The 22,711-nt window shown below is 63.1% G+C and carries 23 protein-coding genes; 15 read left to right on the forward strand and 8 right to left on the reverse strand.

Translation table 11 applies throughout. The features are described 5' to 3' along the window. Positions 1-61: 61 nt before the first annotated feature. A complete protein-coding gene (locus ACU5AZ_RS04420; protein ID WP_446824820.1) occupies positions 62-637 on the forward strand; it encodes a helix-turn-helix domain-containing protein in 576 nt (191 codons plus the stop codon). Between the two features lie 85 nt (positions 638-722). After that, positions 723-1,319 (forward strand): HD domain-containing protein, encoded by a 597-nt coding sequence (locus ACU5AZ_RS04425; RefSeq protein ID WP_446825913.1) that lies wholly within the window; start codon positions 723-725, stop codon positions 1,317-1,319. Positions 1,320-1,360: 41 nt separating this feature from the next. On the opposite strand, the gene ACU5AZ_RS04430 is transcribed toward ACU5AZ_RS04425, so the two are convergent. Further along, positions 1,361-1,801 (reverse strand): EF-hand domain-containing protein, encoded by a 441-nt coding sequence (locus ACU5AZ_RS04430; protein WP_446824821.1) that lies wholly within the window; start codon positions 1,799-1,801, stop codon positions 1,361-1,363. Between the two features lie 124 nt (positions 1,802-1,925). After that, positions 1,926-2,345 carry a winged helix-turn-helix transcriptional regulator gene (locus ACU5AZ_RS04435; RefSeq protein ID WP_446824822.1) on the reverse strand — a complete coding sequence of 140 codons (420 nt, stop codon included), beginning with the start codon at positions 2,343-2,345 and terminating at the stop codon, positions 1,926-1,928. 103 nt (positions 2,346-2,448) lie between these two features. On the opposite strand from ACU5AZ_RS04435, the gene ACU5AZ_RS04440 reads away from it, so the two are divergent. After that, entirely contained in the window at positions 2,449-3,462 is a 1,014-nt protein-coding gene (locus tag ACU5AZ_RS04440) for a zinc-binding alcohol dehydrogenase family protein (protein WP_446824823.1), read from the forward strand. A gap of 446 nt (positions 3,463-3,908) precedes the next feature. Next, the gene (gene mgtE / locus ACU5AZ_RS04445; protein ID WP_446824824.1) at positions 3,909-5,279 is read left to right on the forward strand and encodes a magnesium transporter; all 1,371 of its coding nucleotides are present in this window, start codon (positions 3,909-3,911) and stop codon (positions 5,277-5,279) included. A gap of 56 nt (positions 5,280-5,335) precedes the next feature. Here mgtE and ACU5AZ_RS04450 read toward each other — a convergent pair whose 3' ends face one another. From ACU5AZ_RS04450 to ACU5AZ_RS04460, 3 genes are all read right to left on the reverse strand, one after another. Continuing rightward, the gene (locus ACU5AZ_RS04450; RefSeq protein WP_446824825.1) at positions 5,336-6,289 is read right to left on the reverse strand and encodes an AEC family transporter; all 954 of its coding nucleotides are present in this window, start codon (positions 6,287-6,289) and stop codon (positions 5,336-5,338) included. Between the two features lie 163 nt (positions 6,290-6,452). Next, positions 6,453-7,097 (reverse strand): hypothetical protein, encoded by a 645-nt coding sequence (locus ACU5AZ_RS04455; RefSeq protein ID WP_446824826.1) that lies wholly within the window; start codon positions 7,095-7,097, stop codon positions 6,453-6,455. A 182-nt stretch (positions 7,098-7,279) separates the two neighbouring features. Beyond that, positions 7,280-8,386, reverse strand: a complete 1,107-nt coding sequence (locus tag ACU5AZ_RS04460) for a branched-chain amino acid aminotransferase (protein ID WP_446824827.1) — start codon at positions 8,384-8,386, stop codon at positions 7,280-7,282. Positions 8,387-8,584: 198 nt separating this feature from the next. On the opposite strand from ACU5AZ_RS04460, the gene ACU5AZ_RS04465 reads away from it, so the two are divergent. Beyond that, positions 8,585-8,731, forward strand: a complete 147-nt coding sequence (locus ACU5AZ_RS04465) for a hypothetical protein (RefSeq protein ID WP_446824828.1) — start codon at positions 8,585-8,587, stop codon at positions 8,729-8,731. 42 nt (positions 8,732-8,773) lie between these two features. On the opposite strand, the gene ACU5AZ_RS04470 is transcribed toward ACU5AZ_RS04465, so the two are convergent. Beyond that, positions 8,774-10,438, reverse strand: coding sequence for a 4Fe-4S dicluster domain-containing protein (locus tag ACU5AZ_RS04470; protein WP_446824829.1), 1,665 nt, complete (start codon positions 10,436-10,438; stop codon positions 8,774-8,776). A gap of 282 nt (positions 10,439-10,720) precedes the next feature. Here ACU5AZ_RS04470 and ACU5AZ_RS04475 point away from each other — a divergent pair, with 282 nt between their 5' ends. The 7 genes from ACU5AZ_RS04475 (at position 10,721) to ACU5AZ_RS04505 (ending at position 15,947) form a co-directional block, all read left to right on the forward strand. Further along, entirely contained in the window at positions 10,721-12,013 is a 1,293-nt protein-coding gene (locus ACU5AZ_RS04475; protein WP_446824830.1) for an Hsp70 family protein, read from the forward strand. A 79-nt stretch (positions 12,014-12,092) separates the two neighbouring features. After that, on the forward strand, positions 12,093-12,881 hold the full coding sequence (locus tag ACU5AZ_RS04480; protein WP_446824831.1) for an SDR family oxidoreductase: 789 nt from the start codon (positions 12,093-12,095) through the stop codon (positions 12,879-12,881). A gap of 220 nt (positions 12,882-13,101) precedes the next feature. Continuing rightward, on the forward strand, positions 13,102-14,145 hold the full coding sequence (locus ACU5AZ_RS04485; protein ID WP_446824832.1) for a diguanylate cyclase domain-containing protein: 1,044 nt from the start codon (positions 13,102-13,104) through the stop codon (positions 14,143-14,145). Between the two features lie 110 nt (positions 14,146-14,255). Further along, entirely contained in the window at positions 14,256-14,450 is a 195-nt protein-coding gene (locus ACU5AZ_RS04490) for a hypothetical protein (protein ID WP_446825914.1), read from the forward strand. Between the two features lie 50 nt (positions 14,451-14,500). Then, positions 14,501-15,370 carry a uracil-DNA glycosylase gene (locus ACU5AZ_RS04495; protein WP_446824833.1) on the forward strand — a complete coding sequence of 290 codons (870 nt, stop codon included), beginning with the start codon at positions 14,501-14,503 and terminating at the stop codon, positions 15,368-15,370. A 193-nt stretch (positions 15,371-15,563) separates the two neighbouring features. Next, positions 15,564-15,746: a hypothetical protein gene (locus ACU5AZ_RS04500; RefSeq protein WP_446824834.1), complete on the forward strand. Its 183-nt coding sequence runs from the start codon at positions 15,564-15,566 to the stop codon at positions 15,744-15,746. Between the two features lie 45 nt (positions 15,747-15,791). Next, positions 15,792-15,947, forward strand: a complete 156-nt coding sequence (locus tag ACU5AZ_RS04505) for a hypothetical protein (RefSeq protein ID WP_446824835.1) — start codon at positions 15,792-15,794, stop codon at positions 15,945-15,947. A gap of 96 nt (positions 15,948-16,043) precedes the next feature. Here the strand turns inward: ACU5AZ_RS04505 and ACU5AZ_RS04510 are convergent, their stop codons facing one another. Further along, on the reverse strand, positions 16,044-16,979 hold the full coding sequence (locus ACU5AZ_RS04510) for a hypothetical protein (protein WP_446824836.1): 936 nt from the start codon (positions 16,977-16,979) through the stop codon (positions 16,044-16,046). A 364-nt stretch (positions 16,980-17,343) separates the two neighbouring features. On the opposite strand from ACU5AZ_RS04510, the gene ACU5AZ_RS04515 reads away from it, so the two are divergent. Next, positions 17,344-18,582 carry an MFS transporter gene (locus ACU5AZ_RS04515; RefSeq protein ID WP_446824837.1) on the forward strand — a complete coding sequence of 413 codons (1,239 nt, stop codon included), beginning with the start codon at positions 17,344-17,346 and terminating at the stop codon, positions 18,580-18,582. Between the two features lie 6 nt (positions 18,583-18,588). On the opposite strand, the gene ACU5AZ_RS04520 is transcribed toward ACU5AZ_RS04515, so the two are convergent. Beyond that, on the reverse strand, positions 18,589-19,527 hold the full coding sequence (locus ACU5AZ_RS04520; protein WP_446824838.1) for a DMT family transporter: 939 nt from the start codon (positions 19,525-19,527) through the stop codon (positions 18,589-18,591). On the opposite strand from ACU5AZ_RS04520, the gene ACU5AZ_RS04525 reads away from it, so the two are divergent. Together ACU5AZ_RS04525 and pepN are read left to right on the forward strand one after the other, a co-directional pair. Further along, positions 19,526-19,723 carry a hypothetical protein gene (locus ACU5AZ_RS04525; protein ID WP_446824839.1) on the forward strand — a complete coding sequence of 66 codons (198 nt, stop codon included), beginning with the start codon at positions 19,526-19,528 and terminating at the stop codon, positions 19,721-19,723. The two genes, ACU5AZ_RS04520 and ACU5AZ_RS04525, sit on opposite strands and share 2 nt — an antisense overlap. 103 nt (positions 19,724-19,826) lie before the next feature. Continuing rightward, positions 19,827-22,475: an aminopeptidase N gene (pepN, locus tag ACU5AZ_RS04530; protein ID WP_446824840.1), complete on the forward strand. Its 2,649-nt coding sequence runs from the start codon at positions 19,827-19,829 to the stop codon at positions 22,473-22,475. Positions 22,476-22,711 lie beyond the last annotated feature (236 nt).

The following is a 22,711-nucleotide window of genomic DNA, read 5'->3' on the forward strand; positions in this document are numbered from 1 at the left end:
TGGCAAGCCGCGATACGATCGCCGATTGCGCGGCCGGCGTGCGCGGACTAATCTGATCGTCATGCAGGAAGACACACCACGGACCGCCAGGAATATCGGTGCCGGCCTCAAACGGTGGCGGCTGATCAATCGCGTCAAGCAATCGGCGCTGGCGGCCGATTTCGGCGTGTCGCAGACGACCGTTTCGCGCTGGGAGGCCGGCCTGCTCGTTCCCGTCGGCGATGATGCCCTCCGCATCGAACGCCTCCTCTCTGCACGGCCGAACTCGGCGGCGGATGCGGCGCTCATCCGGCTCGTCTCAAGTGCAACAACGCCGACGCATCTTGTCTGCGACCTCACCCACCGGCTGCTCGCTGCATCTCCGGGACGGATCGCCGAATGGCGGCTCGGGATGGCGGAGCTTAAGGGGAAGTCGCTCTGGCGCTACGCCACGCCCGGCATAAGGCGCGGCGAGGAACAATTGGAGCGCCGCGGCTGGTTTGAGCCCGCCCCACCGGAAATCACGGTGATCAGCGAAGAGGCCGACAGGCCGGAGGTGGGGATCCGGGCCGGTGAAATCCGCTGGACGCGCATGCCGCTGTCGGACGGCACCTTCGCGCGGCTGGTGACCGACGGCTTGCGCATCGCGCGCGCATAACTTATGCGCCCCTCGCCCTTTCCCGTGAGACGCGGGTTTCGCATGATGCGTGGCAGCCACCGAACGCGCCTGGACCCATGCCATGATGACCGATACCGCCGCCGACCGTCCGCCGATCGCCGATGACCGCCTCGCCGGCATCATCGCCTTCCTGCAGTCCGCCGAGAAGCTGAAGGACACGCTGCGCAGCGGCCGCACCTCCGGCGGACGCCCGGAAAGCACGGCGGAGCATAGCTGGCGGCTCTGCCTCATGGTGCTGATGTTCGAGAAGGAACTTGCCGGCTGCGACGTGCTGAAGCTTCTGAAGCTTTGTATCCTGCACGATCTCGGTGAGGCGATTTCCGGCGACGTGCCGGCCACCGACCAGTCACCGGACGACGGCAAGGCGGCACGCGAGCGCGCGGACATGGAAATACTCACCGCGCCGCTGCCCGCCGATCTACGGCAGGATGTCATGGTGCTATGGGATGAGTATGATGGAGCTGCGACGCCCGAGGCGATCCTCGCCAAGGGCTTCGACAAGCTGGAGACGATGCTGCAGCATGCCATCGGGCAGAACCGGGCGGATTTCGACTACGCCTTCAATCTCGGCTACGGCGTGGCGCAGACCGACAGGCACCCGCTTCTCAAGAAGATCCGCATCCTTGTCGATGCGGCGACGCGGGATCGCATGACGCGGTAAGGAAGGAGGGGCCGGCAACGGCTAGCCCCTCCGACGGCGGCTCAAAATCCTCCGTTGCCCCATTCGGGGCGCATGAGCCGGCCATTGCCGTCGCTATCGGCCGCATCGAAGCGGGCCGCAGCGGCTCCGGTGAATTCTGCGAGGCTCACCAGCCCATCGCCATCGGCGTCCATCGGCTGGAAGCGGGCTTCCTTGTCTGCCTGACGCGCCGCCTGCATGGTGCCGTTATTGCCCTGCTGCTGGCCCATGCGCACCGCCATGTATTCCTCCAGCGTCAGCTTTCCGTCACTGTCGGCGTCCATCGCGTAGAAGACGCTTTCGGCGCTGTCGAGGAGTTCCTGGCGGCTAAGCTGGCCGTCGCCATTGGCGTCCATGTCGGCAAAGCGGCCCATCTGGCCCCTGCCCTGCTGGGCGAGCGCCAGCGAAGAGGTTAGCGTCATGGCAAGGGCGAGCGCCGCCACGGTCGTGTTCCTGAGTTTCATATCGAGTTCCTTTCCGGGTTTCGAAGTCTGGGCGGTTCCCGCCAACCGCCACCCGAGAAAGGTATTCGACAAAATACATATTAACTTTGATATGTATCAAGCAATGCTGCAGTCGCAGCCGCGCCTATTCCGCCGCCTCGAAATATTTAAGCGCCGCCTTCTGCAGCTCGGTTTTTGGCTGCGGCGATTTCAACTCGTGACGTCCGTCGTTGCAGAACACATGCGCCTCGCCCCAGGCCGCGAGTGCACGAAGAACCGGCTCCAGCGAACGGCCGAGCGGCGTCAGGTCATAATCGACATGCGGCGGCACGACCGGATGAACGGTGCGCGAAACGAGGCCGGCATCTTCCAGTTCGCGCAGCTGTTTCGTCAGCATGCGCTGGGTGATGCCCGGCATCTTGCGGCGCAGGGCGTTGAAGCGCTGGGTGCCGCCCATGAGGTGGAACAGGATGACGCCTTTCCATTTGCCGTCGAGAAAGCAAAGCGTCGCCTCAACGAAGCAACCGGGGAAATTCTTGGTCAGTTTCGCGCGCGGCCTGGACATTTACAGTATCCTTTTGGGTACTACGTACATAAATTGTGCATTCTTGCGTATATCGAGCCTAGCACTTTAATGGGGCCTGTCCAACCAACCAAGGAGTTTCGCCATGCGCGCCGTCGCCTATTCCGCCCCGCTTCCGATCACGGATGAGCAGTCCCTCGTCGATATCGACATGCCCGTTCCCGAACCGACCGGCCGCGACCTCCTGGTCGAGATCAAGGCCGTTTCGGTCAATCCGGTCGACGTCAAGGTCCGCGGGCACCGGCCGCCCCGCAACGGCCCGCAGACGGTACTCGGCTATGATGCCGCCGGTATCGTCAAGGCCGTGGGTCCGGAGGCGAAGTTCTTCAAGCCGGGCGACGCGGTCTATTATGCCGGGGCGATCAACCGTCAGGGTACCAACAGCGAGTTCCACCTCGTCGACGAACGCATCGTCGGGCGCAAGCCGAAGAGCCTCGATTTCCCGGCCGCCGCCGCCCTGCCGCTGACGGCCATCACGGCCTATGAGGCGCTATTCGACCGGCTGAAGGTGCAGGATCCGGTGCCCGGCGAGCACCGCTCAATACTGATCGTCGGCGGCGCCGGTGGTGTCGGATCGATCGCCATCCAGATCGCCCGGGCGCTGACCGATCTGACCGTCATCGCCACGGCCTCGCGACCGGAAACGAAGGACTGGGTGAAGCAACTCGGCGCCCATCATGTCGTCGACCACAGCGAGGCGATGGCACCGCAGGTCGAGGCGCTCGGCATCCCCGCCCCGGGATTTGCCTTCATCACCAATGACAGCGGCCGGCACGGCGGCGACGTCGCCACCCTGATCGCGCCACAGGGACGTGTGGCGCTGATCGACGATCCGGCAAGCTTCGACATCATGCCGTTCAAGATGAAGGCGGTATCGATCCACTGGGAAATGATGTTCACTCGTCCCGTCTTCCAGACCGGCGACATGGAGGCGCAGCACATGCTACTCGACCAGGTCGCCGACCTCGTCGACGCCGGCGCCATCCGTTCGACGCTGACCGAGGTGCTCGGCCCAATCAATGCGGCGACGCTGAAGAAGGCGCATGCCATGATCGAGACCAACAAGACGAAGGGCAAGCTGGTGCTCGCCGGTTTCTGAGACCGGCAGCACCTACAAGGCTTCCCCTCTCCCCGCCTGCGGGGAGAGGGCCAGGGTGAGGGGCGGAAACGGCCCCAATCCCGCCCACGCACCGACGATGAGCGTACAAAGCCCCTGCAAACGCAGGGTTCTGTCGCCTCCCACTGCCCCTCATCCGCCCTGCCGGGCACCTTCTCCCCGCCCGCGGGGAGAAGGGACGATCCGCGGCAATCGAGCGGACATCATGACGCAGGTTTGACCCGATTGACATTGGGCAATTTCAGGCCGATTTATTCGCCACGCCCGCAGTTTATTGCCGCCGGGCGGATATCAACGGAGCCATCATCCCAGATGCCAAGCGACAGTAGTAGTCGATTGCCCAAGTCCCGCGCGGCCATCACTGACTGACGTCTCCGTCGGTTCGCCTGATCGGCCGTCATTGGCTGATCGACGGAAAGGCGAACCCCATGAACATCAACAGCATCCCCCGCAGGGCCGCAAATGCTGCCCGCTTTCTTGGCACACTCACCCCGGTCACCGTCGCCGAATATGTCGAACGGCTGAACACGACCGGCGCCAATGAGGCCGCGACCGTTCTTCTGAACCTGCCCGAACGCAAGGCCGTGCGCATCCTGTCCATGCCGGAACTGGAAAACGCCGCCGCCATCCTGGCTGCACTGCCAAGCGCCCGCTCGTCGCACCTCCTCAGGCTGGTCGCCAACGACCGGGTGACGGACATCTTCCAGTCGGCGGATTTCGAAACCCGCGCCACACTGTTTGCCCGGCTGGACCCGGAAACGGCCCGCGCCGTCACGCATCTTCTCGACTATCCGCCGCGCACCGCCGGCGCGATGATGACGACGGAGTTCCTCAGCGTGCCGTCGAACTGGACGGCAGCCGCGACACTTGCCCATGTCCGCGAGGTCGGCCATTCCCGTGAGACGGTCTATGCGATCTACGTGCTTGACGACGCCGACCGGCATCTTGCCGGCGTGGTGACGCTGCGCCGGCTGATCGCCGCCGAGCCGGACGATCCCATCCTGTCGCTGTCGCAGCGCGGCGCAATGGTCTGCGCCAGCCCTCTGATGCCGCAGGAGGACGTCGCCCGCCTGATCCGCAAGCACGACCTGCTGGCGCTGCCCGTCACCGACACCTCCGACCGGGTGCTCGGCATCGTCACCGTCGACGACGTCATCGACACTATGATCGCCGACACGACGGAAGACGCGCAGAAGTTCGGCGGCATGGAAGCGCTCGGCAAGCCCTACATGCAGATCGGCCTCCTCGACATGATCCGCAAGCGGGCCGGCTGGCTCTCTGCCCTGTTTCTCGGCGAGATGCTGACGGCGAGCGCCATGCAGCATTTCGAAGGTGAACTGGAAAAGGCCGTCGTGCTGACCCTGTTCATTCCGCTGATCATGAGCTCGGGCGGCAATTCCGGCTCGCAGGCGACCTCGCTCATCATCCGGGCGCTGGCGCTCGGCGAGCTGAAGCTTGGAGACTGGTGGCGGGTGGCGCTGCGCGAACTGCCGGCCGGCCTGTCGCTCGGGGCGATCCTCGGCCTCGTCGGACTTGCCCGCATCACGCTCTGGCAGCAGATCGGCCTCTACGACTACGGTCCGCACTGGGTGCTTGTCGGGCTGACGGTGTTCTCGGCGCTTGTCGGCATCGTCACCTTCGGCTCTATGGCCGGCTCGATGCTGCCCTTCCTGCTGCAACGTCTGAAGCTCGATCCGGCCAGCGCCTCGGCACCGTTCGTAGCAACCCTGGTCGACGTCTCCGGCCTCGTCATCTACTTCAGCGTCGCCGTCGTCATCCTCAGCGGCACGCTGCTCTAGAGCAACCTGGCTCTCCGTCGCTGCCAACCGGGAGCGGCGGACCCATTCCGGCCGTTTCAGGCGCCGCCCATCAGGACCCAGATCAGGATGGAGAGCGTGAAGAACGAGGCGCAGGTGGACAGAAACAGGGCCGGTGCTGCCACGTGCTGGAAGCCGTAGCGGGCGGCGAGGATCGGATAGATCGACATCGGCGGCAGCGCCGCATAGATGATCGCCGCCGTCGCCAGCTCACCGTTGGCAATCCCGAAGCCGAGCCCGGCAAACAGGGCAACCATGGCGAAGACCGCCAGGGGATGGACGACGAGCTTGCCGACCGTGACCATGATCACGTCGAAATTGAAGGTGTTGAGGGAGAGGCCGGCGAGCGTTCCGCCGATGACCACCAGCGACACGGCGGCGCTGGACGACGCCAGCAGGTCGATCGGCCCGGACACCAGGCGCGGCAGCGGAATGCCGGCAATCGAAATGCCGAGGCCGACGAAGATCGCCACGATCATCGGATTGCCGAGGAGCTTGCCGGCGATCTTGCGGGCGAGCGGCAGGCCGCCGATCTCGCTGTTGGTCGCCCGTTCGGCGAGAAGCAGTGTCAGCGGCAGGATGAGGATGTTCTCGACCATCATGTTGAGCGCCAGCGCCCGGTCCGCGACCTCCGGCAGGAGCACCAGCACGATGGGATAGCCGACAAAACCGCTGTTGGAAGAGCTGGCGCCGACGGCACGGAACGTCGCCTGCCCGGCCGAGCGCTTCAGCAGGTAGCGGCTCGCCAGATAGAAGAAGATGAAGCTGATCAACGAGCCGGCAGCATAGGCGACGAGATAGCCGCCATCGACGATCTCGGAGAAATCCCTGAGCGCAAATGCCCGCAGCAGCAGCGCCGGCAGGGCGAAGTTGACCGCATATTTGACGAGAACGCCGAGGTCGCGCTCGGAGAAGAGCGAGATCTTGACGGCGAAGAAGCCGAGCGCGATCAGGACGAAGACCACACCGGTCACATTGACGACATCGAGCATTGAAGGTCCGGGCGTGCGAGGATGCTTCGAAATGCACGCACAACCTCATAGATTGCAAGGGCGATCAGCGGCGAAACCGTCGCCTCTCTCCAGCTTCTCATAAAAAAATGCAGCCGCCGCCGGAAACGTCCGGCAGCGGCCGATCCTGATCCGTCTGTCTCTGTCAGCTCTTCACCTTGGCCGAAGACAGGCAGGTGACCGAAACCGGGTAGCTCAGCGACTTGCGCTCGCTTTCCGTGTTTCCCAGGCTCCATTTGTCATTCTTGGCCTTGCCGGTCCTGGCGGCCACAGCCTGGAACTGGAAGAAGACGTGCGCCTGAACGTCCCAGGTCTTCGCCAGCACGTCCGACTTCTTCATGCCCCCGGCGACCTTCTGCTGCAGCATGGCGTTGCAGATCTGGACCGGGTTCTTGCCCTGCCAGCCAAGCTTCACGACCGGAACAGCGAACGAATAGTCGCGGCTGAAGGTCTTGGCCTCGCCGCCGCCGATTTCCCGGCCGGTCAGGCTCTGCTGCCAGAGATTGCCTGGGCTCTCGAAAAATTCGACGCCGTTGAACGAGCCGAGCGCGCCGGCGACGATGCGCTTGCCGGACTTCGCCTTGGCGTAGAGATGCAGCGAGAAGTTATGCGACGTGGGTTTAAGCGCCTTGTAACCGCTGTCCCCAGCGGTCACCTGGATCGGCACAACGTCGATACCGCTCTTCGTGATATCGACCTTGTCGATCCAGTCCGCGGCGGAAGCGGACGATGCGAGCAATGCACTGCCAAGTGCGAATGAAGCTGCTGCGATGATGATCTTGCGTGTCATGATGTTCCCTCTCCGGTTCGTCTTGTTGACGAGAAAGGTAATATCGATTCAGGCCTGAACTACGAATGAACGACACGTTCATCTTCCAACTATACTTCAATTGCGCAAGAAAATCCCACACCGACATAAATAAAGGCCGGGGCGAAACACCCCGGCCTTTCATACATTCCACGGAAACGATGTCAGATGCCGTCGATGACCTTGACCCAGCCGTGCGGGTCGTTGGTCTGGCCCTTCTGGATGCCGACCAGCTGGTTGCGCAGCTTCTCGGTCAGCGGGCCGGTGTCGCCACCGTTGATCTTGAACTCGCCACCGTCGAACTTGACCGTGCCGATGGCGGCGACGACTGCGGCGGTGCCGCAGGCGAAGGCTTCCTTGAGCTTGCCGCTCTTGGCGTCCGCCTGCCATTCCTCGAACGTGTAGGGACGCTCGACGACGGTTGCGCCGGCGTCACGGGCGAGCTGGATGATCGAGGCGCGGGTGATGCCGGGCAGGATGGAGCCGCCAAGCGGCGGCGTGACGACCGAGCCGTCATCCATGACAAAGAACACGTTCATGCCGCCAAGCTCCTCGATGTAGCGCTTTTCGGCGGCATCGAGGAAGACGACCTGGTCGCAGCCATTCTTGTAGGCTTCCGCCTGGGCAAGCAGGCTGGCGGCGTAGTTGCCGCCGCACTTGGCCGCACCCGTGCCGCCGGGGGCTGCGCGGCTGTAATGCTCGGACACCCAGATGGAGACCGGCTTGGCGCCGCCCTTGAAATAGGGGCCGACCGGCGAGGCGATGACGCAGAAGATGTAGTCGCGGGCCGGACGAACGCCGAGGAAGGCCTCGTTGGCGAACATGAAGGGGCGCAGATAGAGGCTGCCGCCCTCGCCCGACGGGATCCAGTCGCCGTCCTGGCGCACCAGCTTGTCGACGGCTTCGAGGAACAGCGTCTCGGGCAGTTCGGGCATCGCCATGCGGCGCGCGGATTCGTTGAAGCGGCGGGCGTTCTGCTCGGGGCGGAACAGAACCGCGCGGCCGTCGCCGGTGCGGTAGGCCTTCATGCCCTCGAAGATTTCCTGGGCGTAGTGCAGGACGGCGCTGGCCGGATCGATCGGGAACGGCGCGCGGGCGGTCACTTCCGCCGAATGCCAGCCCTTGCCCTCGGTCCAGCGGATGACCGCCATGTGATCGGTAAAGACCGTGCCGAAGCCGAGATTTTCAAACAGCTTCGCCCGCTCCGCCACCGGCATCGGGTTCGCATTCGGCTTGATGGAAAATGTCAGGGACGCGGTATCGGCAGGCATTGCAGGCAAACCTTTCGTTTCCTCTCGGTCGGTCAGTCATGCTGACCTTTAAATTCGGCTTCTCGCATATCCCTCGGACCGCGCCTCTGCAAGTGTCTTTTGCACGGATACGGGACGGCGCTGACCGTCGATCGTCGCCGGCAAATTTGCCTCATGGCGACCGACGTGTCACCTTGAACGCTTATGGGGAGAGGAAACATGAAAACAACATTCGCCGCAATGACGGTCCTGGGCATGGTGATCGCGAACGCCGCATTCGCCCATGGCGGCGGCTGCCGCAAGAGTTCGCCGGCCGGGCAGTGCTGCCACATGGACAACAAGGCCGGCCAGGTTCACTGCCACTGAGCGGACAGGTGGGACGGCTGCACCATCCCGCCAAATCCGAAATCACATGTTCGGATAGACCGGTCCCTCGCCGCCTTGTGGCGGGACCCAGGTGATGTTCTGGTTCGGGTCCTTGATGTCGCAGGTCTTGCAGTGGACGCAGTTCTGGGCGTTGATGACGAAGGTCTCCTCGCCGTCCTTTTCCACCCATTCGTAGACGCCGGCCGGACAGTAGCGGTTCGACGGACCGGCATAGACGCCGAGTTCCGAGGCCTTCTGCAGCGCCATGTCCTTGACCTTCAGGTGCACCGGCTGGTCTTCCTCGTGGTTGGTATTCGACAGGAACACCGAGGACAGGCGGTCGAACGTCAGGACGCCATCCGGCTTCGGATAGTCGATCGGCTTGTAATTGGCCGCCGGCTCCAGCGACCGGGCGTCGGTCTTGCCATGCTTCAGCGTGCCGAAGAAGGAAAAGCCGAACAGCGTGTTGGTCCACATGTCGAGACCGCCGAGCGCCACGCCGATCGCCGTGCCGAACTTCGACCACAGCGGCTTGACGTTGCGGACCAGCTTCAGGTCCTTGCCGATCAGGCTCGAACGCCAGGCGTTCTCGATCTCGACCGGCTCGTCGTTGGCGCGGCCGGCGGCAATCGCGTCCACCAGCTTTTCCGCCGCCATCATGCCGGAGATGACGGCATTGTGGCTGCCCTTGATGCGCGGCACATTGACGAAGCCCGCCGAACAGCCGATCAGCGCGCCGCCCGGGAAGGACAGGCGCGGCACGGACTGATAGCCGCCTTCGGTGATGGCGCGGGCGCCGTAGGAGATGCGCTTGCCGCCTTCGAAGGTGCCGCGGATCGCCGGATGCGTCTTGAAGCGCTGGAATTCCTCGAAGGGGTAGAGATAGGGGTTCTTGTAGTTCAGGTGCACCACGAAGCCGACGGCCACCAGATTGTCTTCGAGATGATAGAGGAAGGAGCCGCCACCGGTCTTCATGCCGAGCGGCCAGCCGAAGGAGTGCTGCACGAGGCCCCGCTTGTGGTTCTCCGGCTTGACCTCCCAGAGTTCTTTCAGGCCGATACCGAACTTCGGCACGTCACTGTCCTTGTCGAGCTCAAACTTGGCGATCAGCTGCTTGGCGAGCGAGCCGCGCACGCCCTCGCCGATCAGCACGTACTTGCCGTGCAGTTCCATGCCGCGGGTGAAGTTCGGGCCGGGCTCGCCGTTCTTCTCGATGCCCATGTCGCCGGTCGCCACGCCGTAGACGGCGCCCGCCTCGTTATAGAGCACTTCGGTCGCGGCAAAGCCCGGATAGATCTCGACGCCCAGCGCCTCGGCCTTCTCGGCCAGCCAGCGACAGACATTTCCGAGCGAGACGATGTAATTGCCGTGATTGTTCATCAGCGGCGGCATGAAGGCGTTCGGCAGGCGGATGGAGCCGGCGGGGCCCAAGAGCAGGAAGTGGTCGTCCTTGACCTCGGTCTTGAAGGGATGCCCCTCCTCCTCGCGCCAGCCCGGCAAAAGCGCGTCGATACCGACCGGATCGACGACGGCGCCCGACAGGATATGCGCGCCGACTTCCGCGCCCTTCTCCAGGACGACGACGGAGAGGTCCTCGTTCAGCTGCTTCAACCGGATGGCCGCAGACAGGCCCGCCGGACCGGCGCCGACGATCACAACGTCGAATTCCATGCTTTCGCGTTCGGGAAGTTCCATCGCTTCACTCATTCCGTCCACCCCTGATATGGCATGCCTGTCTTTCTGGGCATTATCCTTTGTCAAATGCGCACCCCCTTGTCGAGCCGCAGTGCGACAGACGTGCGCCCTTTTCCGCAAAAGCTACAATAACCTTTACGTAAACGTCAATATATTTACGCGATGAAGGCGGCGTCATCGGGTCGCGGGTGGTTGCGGCCCGTCCGCGACGATGCTACCTGCCCCGGCATTCGCGGCGCGATTTGCCGGTGCGGATTTCCGAAACGACACACTGCAGAACATGGGAGTGCGACGATGGCGTCCGCGCTGGGTCTCGATTTTGGCACGACGAACACGGTGATTGCGCTCGCCCAGGCAGGTGGCGGCACAACGTCGCTCGCCTTTTCGGACGGCGCGCAAACGGCCAACAGCATGCGCACGGCGCTGTCCTTCATGAAGGACCGGAAACTCGGGGCGCATGCGCTCACCGTCGAGGCGGGCCATGCGGCCATCCGCCAGTTCATCGACAATCCCGGCGAATGCCGTTTCCTGCAGTCGATCAAGACCTTTGCCGCGAGCGCCCTCTTTCAGGGCACACTGGTTCACGCGCGGCGGCACGAGTTCGAAGACCTGATGGAAATCTTCATCCGCCGGTTGAAGCAGTATGCCGGTGACGGCTGGCCAACGGAGGTCAGCCGCGTGATTGCCGGCCGTCCCGTCCGCTTCGCCGGTGCGCGGCCCGACGAGGACCTCGCCGTCAGCCGCTACAACGAAGCGCTCGGCCGCCTCGGCTTTCCGGAGATCCACTATGTCTACGAACCGGTCGCGGCCGCCTACTACTTTGCCCGCCGGCTGAAGAGCGACGCGACCGTGCTCGTTGCCGATTTCGGCGGCGGCACGACGGACTATTCGCTGATCCGCTTCGAATTCGTCGCCGGCGACATGCGCGCCACGCCGATCGGTCAGTCCGGCGTCGGGGTTGCCGGCGACAATTTCGACTTCCGCATCATCGACAATGTCGTCTCGCCGCAGATTGGCAAGGGCAGCCATTTCAAGAGCTTAGGCAAGACGCTGGAAGTTCCCACCAGCTACTATGCGCAGTTCGGCCGCTGGAACCAGCTGTCGGTATTCAAGGCCAGCCGCGAGTTTTCCGAACTGCAGAAGCTGGTTTCCTCCAGCCTGGAGCCGGAGAAGCTGGAGCGCTTCATCGACCTTATTGATTACGACGAAGGCTATCCGCTCTATCAGGCGGTTTCGGCGGCGAAGATGGCGCTGTCGCACGAAGAGGAAACGGAATTCCACTTCGCTCCCCTCGGGCCCGACAGCCGCCGGACGATCCGCCGGAGCGACTTCGACGGCTGGATTTCGGAGGAACTGGCACGGCTTGAGGAAGGGCTCGACGACGTGCTGGCGAAGACCGGCACCAAGGATAGCCAGGTCGACAAGGTGTTCCTGACCGGCGGCACGTCCTTCGTGCCTGCCGTGCGGCGGATCTTCAGCAATCGCTTCGACGCCGGCAAGATCGAGACGGGCGAGGAACTGCTGTCGATCGCGCATGGTCTGGCGATGATCGGCGAGGTCGCCGACATCGAACGCTGGACAGCCTGAGGCCCTTCCCCCTTCCAATCCACCTTCGATCGCCTATAACCACCTCTACGCGAAACAGAAACGTTCAGGGAGTGTGGCGATGGATCTCGGATTGAAGGGAAAGCGGGCGCTGGTTCTGGCCTCGTCGAGCGGTCTCGGGCTCGGCATCGCCCAGGCGCTGGCCCGCGAAGGCGCCCATGTCCTGATTTGCGGGCGCAACGGCGAAAAGCTCGAGGCGAACTGCGACGCGATCAATGCCGAAAAGGCCGGCAAGGCGGATTGGGTCGCCGTCGACCTCAATGACCCGGCAGCCACCGCCAGGCTCGTTTCCGCCGTCAAGGAGAAGCTCGGCCGGACCGACATTCTCGTCAACAATACCGGCGGCCCGGTGCCCGGCAGCGCGCAGGACATGTCAGTGGAAAACCTGCAGACCTATTTCCAGTCGATGGTCGTCAGCATCATCTCGCTGACCGCGGCGCTGCTGCCGTCAATGAAGGAGCATGGCTGGGGACGCATCCTGACGGTCGCCTCGTCCGGCGTCTTCGAACCGATCCCCAATCTGGCGCTCTCCAACACGCTGCGCTCGGCGCTGGTCGGCTGGAACAAGACGCTGTCGTCGGAAATTGCAAAGCATGGCGTGACGGCCAATCTGCTGCTGCCGGGACGCATCGCCACCGCGCGCCTCGACCAGCTGGACCGGGCCAATGCCGAGCGCTCCGGCAAGTCTCTGGAGGATGTCCGCTCGGCGTCTGAGGCCTCCATTCCGACGGGCCGTTACGGTCGCGTCGAGGAGTTTGCCGCGACCGCCACCTTCCTCGTTTCGGAGCCGGCCAGCTACATCACCGGCAGCCTGATCCGCTGCGACGGCGGCGCGGCAAGGTCAATCTGAAGACAGTGATCGATAGACTTCCATCGATCACGCTCTTTATTGCTTAACCACGCCGATAGATTGCCTGGCCATGCCGGGTAAACCGTCGTCGGCATGGGGAAAATCTCAAGAGATTCTTAAAGTGCCGATGCTAGTTATGGCCTCATAGCATAATCAGGTCTAAAGGCGGGGCAAAATCATGAAGCAACCGGTACGAAGCAATCCAAGACAGGAGATGAGCATGAGCACGCTCGCCCTCCTGGAGCGCTTCCGGCTTGAAGCCAGCCCGGTCAACTTCGAGCTCATTCACGACATCGTTTCGGGCAACAATCCGGAACTGCGCCGCCGGTTCTCCGAGCTCGGCAAGAACATCACGCCGGCCTCCGTGGAAGAACTGGCGCGCGAGTTCCTGCCGCATCATTTCGGCGACTCCATCTACGAGCACTCCGCCGATACGCTGCGCGACGAACTGAGCAACCTGCAGCTGCTCCTTCATGAAGGCCAGTCCAAGCTGCAGCAGTACACCGATACGCTGAAGACCGCCAACGAGCGCTTCGACCGGATCAACCCGGCCGACACCACCGCCATCCGCAAGGAGCTCGCCCGCGTTACCTCGGCGACGGCAGAGCAGAGCACCTTTTCCGCCGGCATACTTCGATCGGTCGGCGAGCAGATGCGGTCCGTCGACCGCTTGTCGAACGAGATGTCCGACGTCGCACGCGCCAAGTTCCTGCATCCGATGACCGGACTGAACAACCGCCGCGCCTACAACAAGCAGCTCGCCGAAATCTACCGCCAGGAGCGCTTCACCCAGAGCATCACGCTGATCCTCGGCAGCATCCGCAATTTCGAGTACCTGGACGCGCCGCAGCTTATCAAGCCGAAGACGCTGATCCTGGAAAAGTTCGGCGCCTTCATGCTTCAGAGACTCGATGAGGACGACACCGGTTTCTGGCTCGACCAGCCGCAAATGGGCTTCCTCATCACCTCCGGCGAAAAGCAGGGGATCCTGCAGTTCTGCAACACCCTGCGGGAGAACCTGACCCGGCAGGTCGAGGCCGTCCGGCCGCTCTTGCCCAAGGCACCGCCGCTGCAGATCTCGTTCGGTTGCTCCGACACGTTCGGCGCCGGCACGGCGGCAATGCTGATCCGCAATGCGGAGCTTGCACTGGAAAGCGCCAAGACGGCCGGTCCGCACGAAACCGTCTTCCATGACGACATGGGTGATGCGGGCGGAGACGGCCGGAATTACGCACTCTACGGCCGACAGGGCTTCACCGTCTGACATAGTTGATCCCGCGCGCCGAAGCGGCCACCCCGCGCACTTGCCGTCGCGGCGGGCCCGGCCCATATAGTCGTGTGCAATCACGCACATTCGACGAGGCATCACACATGATCCGCAAGGCCGCGACCGTCATCGCCGTTCTGGCAATCCTCACAGGTCTCGTCTGGATGGGCCAGGGCAGCGGATATTTCCCCTACCCCGCGTCCAGCTTCATGATCGACCAGAGCCCGTGGATCACCAATGGCGCGATCCTCGCCATCGCCGGACTTGTCCTGCTGTGGGTTTCCCGCCGCTACCTGCGCTGAGTGACATCCCGGCCTTTCAGCCGTGAGGCTGTTGGTCTATGGTGCACGCCATGAACACCACCCCCATCGACCTCTATCAGCCTGACGAACTGGCCGCGCTTCTGCATTTCTATGCGGAATCGGGCGTCGACTGGCTGATCGAGGACGAACCGCAGGATCGTTTCGCAGAATTCAAGGCGCAACAGGCGGCACGCGCCGCAATCCGCGAAAGCCAGGCGCCGGTCCAGAAGGAGCGTCCCGCCCGCAATGCCGCTCAGCGGGCCGAGCCTCCGGCGCGCGCGCCATCCCAGCCTGTCGCCATACCGGACGAGCAGGCGGTCGCCCAGGCGCGGCTTGCGGCCGAAGGAGCGAGTTCGCTCGAAGCGCTCGAAGCGGCCATCAAGGCGTTTTCCGGCTGCAACCTCAAGAACAGCGCGCGCAACAGCGTGTTTTCGTCCGGTGACGCGGCCTGCCGGCTGATGATCGTCGGCGCGGCGCCAAGCGCCGACGACGACCGCGAAGGCGCGCCGTTCAGCGGACCGGCCGGCGCCCTGCTCGATCGCATGCTGGCCGCGATCCGATTGTCCCGTGACGATGTGCTGCTGACCTCATCCATTCCCTGGCGCCCGCCGGGTGACCGCGCGCCCTCGCCCGCCGAGACGGAGATCTGCCGTCCGTTCATCGAGCGCGCCATCACGCTGGTACAACCGCCCGTGCTGCTCATCATGGGCAATCTCGCGGCGCGCATGCTGTTCGGCGGCAACCGCCCCATCCATGCGCTGCGCGGCGAATGGCGCGACCTCGACCTCGGCGGCGGCAAGCCGGTGCCCGCCATCGCGACCTTCCATCCGCAGGATCTGATCGCCGCGCCGCTCAGCAAGCGCATGGCATGGCAGGATCTGCAGAAGCTCTCCGAGCGCCTCGCGACGCCGGCGGAGTGACACCCGGCCCCCTTTGAGCGAAAAAACGCTCGCGAGCGACACCGCCCCTGACTCCCTTAGTTAAAGTTTTATGAATTCTGCCATGCGTCCGGCGCATGGCAGTTCCCCGAAATGCTGCATTGCAAAATCAACTTCGCACCGCAATATACCGATTGTGTCTTGGGAGGAACGAATCGAATTAGGAACCAAGGCAATGTCCAACCGTTTTCGCCCTATCCATTCGGGTTTTGAAACCCTTCGCATCGCCGGCGACCGGCTCCACGCAGCTCGGTCCTATCACCAGTTCGGCGCCGTCGCCAATGAGCAGATGACCGCACGTGGCTACGGCCACATCACTCGCCCGACTGCGATTTTTGCGGATTTCCAGGAACGTTGAGCCGCCTGGCTCACCCCGGAATATCTCAAGCGAAGGAAAAACATCGTGTTTAAGCCCATCAAGAATATGCTTCACACCTGGAATGAGCTGTCGGCCATCAACCAGGCCGTCAAGGCCTCGCAGGTGTTTGCCGAAGAGCTTTCCTCGAAGGCTCAGCGCCGCAAGACCGTCAACGACCCGGCCGCCACCGTTCCTCTCTGAACGACCATGTCGCGAACCATGCGCGGCGCTCTTCGTTCGCGCGCCGGCATCTGCCGGAGACAAGGCCCGGCAGCATCTCTCGATGCCGGTGCAATCCTACCGGGCGACGTTCAGACTTGTCGGCCGATCGCTGTTCTTCAACGCTGAATAGATCGTGTTGCGGGCGGCATTGCTGACGACGGGCTCGGCGAGAGCCCATTCGAACGCCTCTTCCACATAGTGGAACTTGATTGCCTGCCAGTGCCTGTATTCGTCCACGAACGCCTCGCTGATCCACATCGGCGAACGGTTTGGCGTGCCCTGCCAGCCGATCAAACCTGCCTTGATCGCATTGCGAAGGATGCGGCGCAGATGCGTCGCCGAGATCATGAAGGTGGACGCCATGTCCTCGACGTCCACCAGACCGAGGTCGAAGTGGCCGTCCACAGGCTTTGCACCGCCGATCTTCTGCATGAACTCGTCGACCACGAGGCCACCCGAGACCGTCCACAGGAAATGTCCCACCCGCTCCGTCGGGTGGCGCCAGCGCTCGTCAGCCAGGCAGTTGCGCGCCATTCTCGGCTGGGCGAGGCAGAACACCTCCGGCCGCTCCAAAAATGTCGTCGCCCGCGCTCCACCATCCATCGAATCGAGCGACGCAAGGTTGGCGCCGTACCAAAGGAACAGCAGGTAGCTGCTGAATTCCGACGCTGCAAACCGGCGCGGACGCCGCCGCCCGCGAGGCGTCACGTCGAGGATATGCTGATAGGCGAGAAGCTCGTCGATGAAGGCCAGCAGCGTGTTTCGGCTGACCACCTTCAGCGGCATCAGCAAATCCTTTATGTCCGTCAGCGTAAAGCCGTCGTCGGACCGATGCAGTTCTTCCATGTATAGCGCATAGGCCGCCTGGATCATCAGCCACCGCTGATGCGTCGCCATCGACAGGGTCAACCGCGGCGAGCTATCGAACATCGTGCGGCAGGTGGACGACCATTGGGCCAGGGCAGCGAGGAAGGCAGGGTGCTGCGCCAGTTCTTCGACACTCCGTGCCATCAGCGTCTTTCCATGTCCGATCCAGAATTGACAACGCCCGCGGAAAAAGCAGCGGGCTAACAATAAAAGCGTTTTAAAACAATAGGGCTGATCCGTGACATCCGTAGACGGGCCAGGATTTTCTGCAGCGGTATCGCTAAAAATACGCACGACCGCAATCCGCAGATGTTACTACCCGCGTCTCAGCACTGCTCCGCCGTGTCGCAATCCGGCCCATGGAGGGCTGCCGCAGTTGGTAAGGTCTGCCGAATTCGGGACCGGAAGTCACAAAGCATCGGCGACACGGTTGACCTGTGCCCCTTCGCAATGATCCAATTGCGACAATTCGCACGGACAGCCTTGCCTTAACAAGAAAGCGAACCGGATGCTCAATAGCCTCATTTCCGTTGCCAGCCTCATGGTGTCCACGCTGCTGATGATGACCGGCTACGGGCTGATGAACTATCTGGTTCAGATCCGGGCGCTTGCCGAAGGCTGGTCGACCCTGTCGATCTCGATCATCGCAACCGGCTATACTTGCGGCTTCGTGGTCGCCGGCCTCGTCATTCCCAAGCTCGTGCAGCGGGTCGGCCACGTGCGCGTCTTCGGCGCGGTCATCACGCTCCTGACCGTCTCCTGCCTCAGTTGCGCGCTGGTGGTCAATGAATTCGCGTGGTTCGCCTTTCGCGGCCTCGCCGGCTTTGCAATCGCCGGCGCCTACATGATCATCGAAAGCTGGCTCAACGAACGGGTCAACAACGAGAATCGCGGCTCGCTCTTCTCCTTCTACATGGTGACGTCGCTGGTCGGCTCGATTGCCGGCCAGTATGCCGTACCGCTCGGCGATCCGCAGACCACCGGCCTGTTCATCGTCTGCGGCATCGTCTTCTCCTTCGCGCTTCTGCCGACCACTCTGTCGAGCGCGCAGTCGCCGATGCCGATCAGCCAGGGCAAGTTCGACCTGCCGAAGCTCTTCCGCCGCTCGCCGATCGCCTTCATCGGCTCGCTGCTCTCCGGCGCATTGTGGGGTACGTGGGGGAGCCTTGGCGGCGTTTTCGCGCAGCGCATCGGCTTTACGACCGCCGAGGGCGCCACGCTGCTGGCGGCCTGCCTCGCGGGTGGCGCGATCTTCCAGATTCCGATCGGCCGGCTCTCCGACAAGTTCGATCGCCGTCTGGTGATGATCGGCTGCGGCGTGATCGGCGGGCTCGCCTGCGTGGTCATGGGCCTGGTCGGCGCCAGCGTTATCACCTACTTCGCCGCCTTCATCCTCGGCATCGGCCTGTTTCCGATCTACGCGCTCAATGCCGCGCATGCCAACGACCTCGCCGACCCTCAGGAATATGTGACGATTTCCAGCGGTATCATGATCCTATACGGCCTCGGCACCGTCGGCGGGCCGCTTTTGTCCGGCGTGGTTATGAACGCGACGGGGCCGATCGGGATGATCTGGCTGATGATGGTCCTGTTTGTCGTCTACGCCGCCTATGCCGCCTGGCGGCGCACCCGGCGCGCGGACCTGGAAGGCGTCGTCGACAAGACGGACTTCCAGGCTATGGCCGTTCCGATCAATGCCACCGATCCGGTCAACAGCCCCGGCTCGGCGCTCAGCGACGAGATCTGATCGTCTTCAAACCCGCTGCGCGCCGGCTTCGCGCGCCGCACGGCGCTCGAGCCCAAGCTTGTGCTCGCGGTAGATGATGAAGATGCCGGCCGAAACGACGAAGACCGTGCCGATGATGGTCGTCAGCGTCGGCGCTTCGCCGAAGAGGAAATAGGAGATCGCGATCCCGAGCAGGATCGACGAATAGTCGAAGGGCGCGACCGTGGAGACATCCGCCTGGCGGTAGCTCTCCGTCAGCAGGATCTGCCCTGCCCCACCCAGAAAGCCGGATGCGATGAGCAACGTGGCGTGGTTCCAGGAAAGATGCGGCCAGCCGAATGGAATGGTCGCCAGCGAGAAGACGGCGGCCGTCAGCGAGAAATAGAGCACGATCGTCGCAGTCTTCTCCGAACCGACCAGCTGGCGAACCTGCATCTGGGCCAGCGCGCCAAGGGTGGCGGAGGCCAGCACGGCCAGTACGCCAAGTGCGGCAAGCGAGCCGAATCCTTCCGTCTGGAAGAGCGTCAGATTGGGCCAGGAGATGATCATCACGCCGACCATGCCGAAGAAGACGGCCGTCCAGCGATAGACCCGCACCGTCTCGTGCAGCAGCAGCGCGGCAAACACGACCGCCAGCAGAGGCATGGCGTAGCCGATGGCGATGGCTTCGGGCAGCGGCAGCAGCACCAGCCCGTAGAATCCAAGACCCATCGAAATGATGCCGAGAACGCCGCGCTTGAGGTGGCCCACCGGATTGACGGTCGCAAAGGCCGTCCGCAGCGCGCCGCGATAGGCAAGATAGGAGAAGATCGGCACCATGGCGAAGGCCGAACGGTAGAAGGTGATCTGGCCGGTGGCGGCGGCATCGCCCACCGCCTTGATGCAGGTCTGCATGGCGACGAAGAAGACGACCGACAGCAATTTGAGAAGAATTCCCCGCATGGGATTGAGGAGGTCGGCGCTCATGACTGCACTTCTTGATTGTATTTTCGGGGCGCTTTGGGAACAGCAGGCGGTGGAAGACGAGTTGTCCTCGTCAACGGTCCTAAACCTTTGGGCAGGTTTTTCCAGCCCAAAGGCGGGAAAATATGACCGCATCGCCGCAAATTTCCTGCGCGTGGAATGCCAAGAACTTTTTCGCGGCGAATGTATAAAATTTTAGCTTTGGTTCAGACTTTCATGGGAACATCGGCCAGCGAAATAAAGATTCCGAAGGGAAACTCCCCTACAAGGAATTCCAAACGGGAACCACTCCAGGATTTCTTATGCGAACAGATACGGGCCAGGTCATTCGTCTGGCAGACTACCAGCCGACAGATTTCGTTCTTGAACGCGTTGACCTGACGTTCGAACTGGACCCGACCGAGACGAAGGTCGAGGCGCGCCTGATCTTTCACCGCCGCGAAGGCACAGCCCCCACAGCACCGCTGGTGCTGGACGGCGACAGCCTGTCGCTGCAGGGGCTGCTGATCGACCAGATCGAGCTTGACGCAGACCGCTACACCGTAACGCCGGAACGGCTTGAAGTCAGAGACCTGCCGGCGAGCGAACCGTTCGAAATCTGCGTGACCACGATCATCAACCCGGAAGCCAACACGCAGCTGATGGGCCTCTATCGCACCAACGGCATCTACTGCACGCAGTGCGAGGCGGAAGGCTTTCGCCGCATCACCTATTTCCCCGACCGGCCGGATGTCCTGGCGCTCTATACCGTCAACATCATCGCCGACAAGCAGGCCAATCCGCTGCTCTTGTCGAACGGCAACTTCCTCGGCGGCGCCGGTTTCGGACCGGACAAGCATTTCGCCGCCTGGTTCGATCCGCATCCGAAGCCGAGCTACCTGTTCGCGCTGGTCGCCGGTGATCTCGGCGTGGTCGAGGACACGTTCACGACCATGGGCGGCCGCGAGGTCGCGCTGAAGATCTATGTCGAGCACGGCAAGGAGCCGCGCGCCGCCTATGCCATGGATGCGCTCAAGCGCTCCATGAAGTGGGACGAGGAGCGCTTCGGCCGCGAATACGATCTCGACATCTTCATGATCGTCGCCGTCTCCGACTTCAACATGGGCGCCATGGAGAACAAGGGGCTGAACGTCTTCAACGACAAGTACATCCTCGCCGATCCGGAAACGGCGACCGATGCCGACTACGCCAATATCGAGGCGATCATCGCGCATGAGTATTTCCACAACTGGACCGGCAACCGCATCACCTGCCGCGACTGGTTCCAGCTGTGCCTCAAGGAAGGCCTGACGGTCTACCGTGACCACGAATTTTCCGCCGACCAGCGCTCGCGTGCGGTCAAGCGCATTGCCGAAGTCCGCCACCTGCGTGCCGAGCAGTTCCCGGAAGACGCCGGACCGCTCGCCCATCCGGTGCGTCCGACGACCTATCGCGAGATCAACAACTTCTACACCACCACCGTCTACGAGAAGGGCTCGGAGGTCACGCGGATGATCTCCACCATCCTTGGGCCCGACCTCTTCAAGAAGGGCATGGACATCTACTTCGACCGTCACGACGGCGAAGCGACGACCGTCGAGACCTTCGTCAAGTGCTTCGAGGACGCCAGCGGCCGCGACCTCAGCCAGTTTTCGCTCTGGTACAACCAGGCCGGCACGCCGCTCGTCACCGCATCGGCCGAATATGACGCGGCGAAGAAGACCTTCACGCTGTCACTCGAGCAGATGATCCCGGCCACACCCGGCCAGCCGAACAAGTCGCCGGCGCATATCCCGCTGAAATTTGCGCTGATCCTGCCAAACGGCGGCATCGCCGAAGCGTCGAAGGTCACAGGCGCAACCGTGACCGACGACGTGCTGCATCTCCTCAAGCGCAAGCAGAAGGTGGTGTTCTCGGGCGTCTCCGCACGACCGGTCCTGTCGCTGAACCGAGGCTTCTCGGCGCCGATCAACCTGCATTTCCCGATGCCGGTTCCAGACCTCATCCACATCGCCCGCCATGATACGGACCTCTTCGCCCGCTGGCAGGCCATCACCGACATCGCGCTGACGATCCTGACGGCCGCGGCAAAGGATGTGCGTGCCGGACAACCGGCAAGCTGCGACCCGGCGCTGATCGACACGCTTTACGCCATCGCATCGGACGACACGCTGGAGCCGGCGTTTCGCGCGCAGGCACTGTCGCTGCCGACCGAATCCGATATCGCCCGCGAGCTCGGCAACGACAACGATCCGGATGCAATCCGCGCCGCCCGCGTCGCCGTGATGACCGCGATCGCCAGCCATGACCCGGCGCGCTTCGCCTCCCTGTATGAGGCGATGGAAACGCCGGGCGCATTCAGCCCGGAGGCGGCGAGCGCCGGCAAGCGCGCGCTGCGCAATGGCGCCCTCACCTATCTCGCCCATGCCGACGCCTCGCCTGAGCGCGTTGCCGCAGCGTTTGCGTCCGCCAACAACATGACCGAGCTCGCGCATGCGCTGAGCCTTCTCGTGCATGCCTATCCGGATACCGACGAAACGCGGCAGGCACTCGAAACGTTCAAGAACCGCTTCAAGGACAACGCGCTCGTCATCGACAAGTGGTTCTCGATCCAGGCGACAACGCCCGGTGACGCCGCGCTGTCGCGGGTCAAGGCGCTCAAGGCCGATCCGCTGTTCAACGCTGGCAATCCGAACCGGGTCCGTTCCCTGATCGGCTCGTTTGCCTTCGGCAATCCGACGGGCTTCAACCGCAAGGACGGCGGCGGATACGATTTCCTGGCCTCAGAGATCCTGGCGATCGACGGCAAGAACCCGCAGCTCGCATCCCGCATCCTGACCTCGATGCGATCCTGGCAGTCGCTGGAGGCGACACGCAGCGCGCATGCCCGCACCGCCCTCGTCCGGATCGAGCAAGCAACTGGCCTTTCGACCGACGTCCGCGACATCGTCGAGCGCATGCTGAAGGCCTGATATCGGCCTTTGGCAGGCACCGTTCTGGCCCGCCAAACATCTGTGATTCCGGCTTTTCCTCGCCTTGACAGGCGCGGCCGAGACCCCGCAGCAAATGCCTCCCGAAAAAATGCGAGTCATAACAAGCGGTTAAAAAATCGTTACTTTTTAGGCTGGACAAGCCGAATCACCTTTGATTCCATAGGCCTAGATTCGCGCGGCAGTTCTTGCGAATCGTGCGGGGAACCAGGGCAGGC

This window comes from Rhizobium sp. PAMB 3182 (assembly GCF_052908355.1).

Coding starts and splice junctions, on each gene's coding strand:
- ACU5AZ_RS04420 (WP_446824820.1), top strand. CDS start 62: ATGCAGGAAGACACACCACGGACCGCCAGGAATATCGGTGCCGGCCTC.
- ACU5AZ_RS04425 (WP_446825913.1), top strand. CDS start 723: ATGACCGATACCGCCGCCGACCGTCCGCCGATCGCCGATGACCGCCTC.
- ACU5AZ_RS04430 (WP_446824821.1), bottom strand. CDS start 1,801: ATGAAACTCAGGAACACGACCGTGGCGGCGCTCGCCCTTGCCATGACG.
- ACU5AZ_RS04435 (WP_446824822.1), bottom strand. CDS start 2,345: ATGTCCAGGCCGCGCGCGAAACTGACCAAGAATTTCCCCGGTTGCTTC.
- ACU5AZ_RS04440 (WP_446824823.1), top strand. CDS start 2,449: ATGCGCGCCGTCGCCTATTCCGCCCCGCTTCCGATCACGGATGAGCAG.
- mgtE (WP_446824824.1), top strand. CDS start 3,909: ATGAACATCAACAGCATCCCCCGCAGGGCCGCAAATGCTGCCCGCTTT.
- ACU5AZ_RS04450 (WP_446824825.1), bottom strand. CDS start 6,289: ATGCTCGATGTCGTCAATGTGACCGGTGTGGTCTTCGTCCTGATCGCG.
- ACU5AZ_RS04455 (WP_446824826.1), bottom strand. CDS start 7,097: ATGACACGCAAGATCATCATCGCAGCAGCTTCATTCGCACTTGGCAGT.
- ACU5AZ_RS04460 (WP_446824827.1), bottom strand. CDS start 8,386: ATGCCTGCCGATACCGCGTCCCTGACATTTTCCATCAAGCCGAATGCG.
- ACU5AZ_RS04465 (WP_446824828.1), top strand. CDS start 8,585: ATGAAAACAACATTCGCCGCAATGACGGTCCTGGGCATGGTGATCGCG.
- ACU5AZ_RS04470 (WP_446824829.1), bottom strand. CDS start 10,438: ATGAGTGAAGCGATGGAACTTCCCGAACGCGAAAGCATGGAATTCGAC.
- ACU5AZ_RS04475 (WP_446824830.1), top strand. CDS start 10,721: ATGGCGTCCGCGCTGGGTCTCGATTTTGGCACGACGAACACGGTGATT.
- ACU5AZ_RS04480 (WP_446824831.1), top strand. CDS start 12,093: ATGGATCTCGGATTGAAGGGAAAGCGGGCGCTGGTTCTGGCCTCGTCG.
- ACU5AZ_RS04485 (WP_446824832.1), top strand. CDS start 13,102: ATGAGCACGCTCGCCCTCCTGGAGCGCTTCCGGCTTGAAGCCAGCCCG.
- ACU5AZ_RS04495 (WP_446824833.1), top strand. CDS start 14,501: ATGAACACCACCCCCATCGACCTCTATCAGCCTGACGAACTGGCCGCG.
- ACU5AZ_RS04500 (WP_446824834.1), top strand. CDS start 15,564: ATGTCCAACCGTTTTCGCCCTATCCATTCGGGTTTTGAAACCCTTCGC.
- ACU5AZ_RS04510 (WP_446824836.1), bottom strand. CDS start 16,979: ATGGCACGGAGTGTCGAAGAACTGGCGCAGCACCCTGCCTTCCTCGCT.
- ACU5AZ_RS04515 (WP_446824837.1), top strand. CDS start 17,344: ATGCTCAATAGCCTCATTTCCGTTGCCAGCCTCATGGTGTCCACGCTG.
- ACU5AZ_RS04525 (WP_446824839.1), top strand. CDS start 19,526: ATGACTGCACTTCTTGATTGTATTTTCGGGGCGCTTTGGGAACAGCAG.
- ACU5AZ_RS04520 (WP_446824838.1), bottom strand. CDS start 19,527: ATGAGCGCCGACCTCCTCAATCCCATGCGGGGAATTCTTCTCAAATTG.
- pepN (WP_446824840.1), top strand. CDS start 19,827: ATGCGAACAGATACGGGCCAGGTCATTCGTCTGGCAGACTACCAGCCG.